Genomic DNA, 2,124 nt, shown 5'->3' with positions numbered 1-2,124 from the left:
GCAGCCGCTGCTGCGGGTCCATGGCCAGCGCCTCACGCGGCGAGACACCGAAGAACTCGGCGTCGAACTCCGCGCAGCCGTGGAGGAAGCCGCCCTCACGCGCGTAGCTGGTGCCGGGTGCGCCGTCCGGGTCGTACAGTGCCGCCAGGTCCCAGCCCCGGTCCTCGGGCAGCCCTGAGACCGCCTCACGCCCCTCGGACAGCAGCCGCCACAGCTCCTCGGGGGACTCCACCCCGCCCGGGAACCGGCACCCGATCCCGACGATCGCGATCGGCTCGCGGTCCCGCTCCTCCATCTCGCCGAGGCGCTTCTTGGTGGCCACGAGTTCGGCCGTGACCCGCCTGAGGTACTCCCGGACCCGGTCGTCCGATCGCGGGGCGGGTGCGCCCGGCGTGTGGTCGCTTTCATTCCTACTGCTCACAGCTGCTCCTCGATGAAGGCGAAGAGGTCGTCGTCGTCCGTGGAGTGGAGCCGCTCGTCCAGGTCCACGGTGTCGGCGGCGGAGCCGGTCGACGGCTTGGACGGGGAGGCCGCGTGGCCTGTCGCGGTCGGCGTGACCGCGGCCAGCAGCTCGGACAGCCGTCGACGCACGGCATCGCGTCCCTGAACGTCCTCGGCCATGGCGCCGACCGCCCGGGCGACCGTCTCCAGACCGGCGAGCGCGGCGTCCACCCCGCCCCCGGCGCCGTCGGCGGTCGGGTCCGGGGACAGTTCGTCGGTGAGGTACTCGGCCACCGCCATCGGAGTGGGGTGGTCGAACACCAGGGCGGCGGGCAACCGTAGGCCGGTCGCCGTGCCGATCCGGTTCCGCAGCTCCACGGCGGTCAGGGAGTCGAACCCGAGCTCCTTGAACGGCCGTCGCGGCGCCACCCCGTCGGGGGAGGCGTATCCCAGTACGGCCGCGACCTGGGCACGCACCAGGTTCACGAGTTCTCGGAGCCGGACCGACGCGTCGAGCCCGGCCAGCCGTTCGGCCCAGGTGTCCTCGGGCTCGGTCCGCGGCGCCGGGGCGGACGGCCCGGCCGCCCGCGCGGGCACCAGGCCGCGCAGCAGTTCGGGCACCGCCTCCGGGCCCCGTTCGTCCCGCTCCCGGCGCACCGAGGTCAGGTCCAGCCGCATCGGTGCCAGGAGCGGGTCCGCCTCGGCGGCGGCGAGCGCCCGGTCGAACAGGGCGAGCCCCTGCGCGTTCGTCATCGGCGCGATCCCGGCTCCGCGCATCCGCCGCAGGTCGGTTTCGGTGAGGTGGCCGGTCATCCCGGTCGCCTCACCCCACAGACCCCAGGCCAGCGACACGGCGGGCAGCCCCAGGGACCGACGGTGCTGTACCAGGGCGTCGACGAACGTGTTGGCCGCCGCGTAGTTGCCCTGTCCGGGACGGCCCAGCAGACCGGCCGCCCCGGAGAAGACCGCGAACACCGACAGCGGGGCCTCGGCGGTCAGCTCGTGCAGGTTCAGCGCCGCGTCCACCTTCGGCCGCATGACCGTGTCGAGCCGTTCCGGGGTCAACGCCTCGACCGCTCCGTCGTCGAGCACTCCGGCCGCGTGGACCACACCGGTCAGCGGCCGGTCCGCGGGCACGTCAGCCAACACCCGGGCCAGCGCCGCACGGTCGGCGGTGTCGCACGCCGCGATCTTTGGCCTGGCGCCCAGCCCGGTCAGCTCCTCGGCGAGCGCGGCGGCGCCCTCGGCTCCGGTTCCGGCACGGCTCAGGAGCAGGAGGTCGCGGACTCCGTGCCCGACGACCAGGTGCCGGGCCACCAGCCGACCGAGCATGCCGGTCGCACCCGTCACCACCACCGTTCCGGCCGGGTCGAAGACGGTCGCGCGCTCCTCCCACGGGGTCCCGGCGGCTTCCGCGCGAGCGAGCTCCGGGATCCGGACGGCCCCTTCACGTAGGGCCACCTGCCCGACGCCGCCCAGCACCGCGCCGAGCGCACCGGGCAGGGACCTCCGGCTCTCCGGGGAGTCGTCCAGGTCGATCAGGGCGAAGCGGCCCGGGTGCTCCGAGCGCGCGGACCTGACCAGACCCCACACGCCCGCGCACACCGCCCCGTCGACCCCTTCGCCGGGAACCGTCGCCACGGCCCGCCGGGTGGCCACCACCAGCGGCACCTCCGCCAACGC

2 protein-coding genes are annotated in these 2,124 nt (G+C 75.0%); both read right to left on the bottom strand.

Going from position 1 to position 2,124, the window contains the following annotated elements; translation table 11 throughout:
* Positions 1-421: beta-ketoacyl synthase N-terminal-like domain-containing protein (locus tag D471_RS37350; protein ID WP_017602354.1), on the bottom strand; the 421-nt coding region annotated here is incomplete at its 3' end.
* Positions 418-2,124: type I polyketide synthase (locus D471_RS0131805; RefSeq protein WP_026128275.1), on the bottom strand; the 1,707-nt coding region annotated here is incomplete at its 5' end. The genes D471_RS37350 and D471_RS0131805, both read right to left, overlap by 4 nt.

This window comes from Nocardiopsis lucentensis DSM 44048 (assembly GCF_000341125.1).
In the GTDB taxonomy this organism is placed as follows: Bacteria; Actinomycetota; Actinomycetes; order Streptosporangiales; family Streptosporangiaceae; genus Nocardiopsis; species Nocardiopsis lucentensis.
Note: the sequence above shows the minus strand (reverse complement) of the source record. Positions and strands in the feature narration are given on the sequence as shown.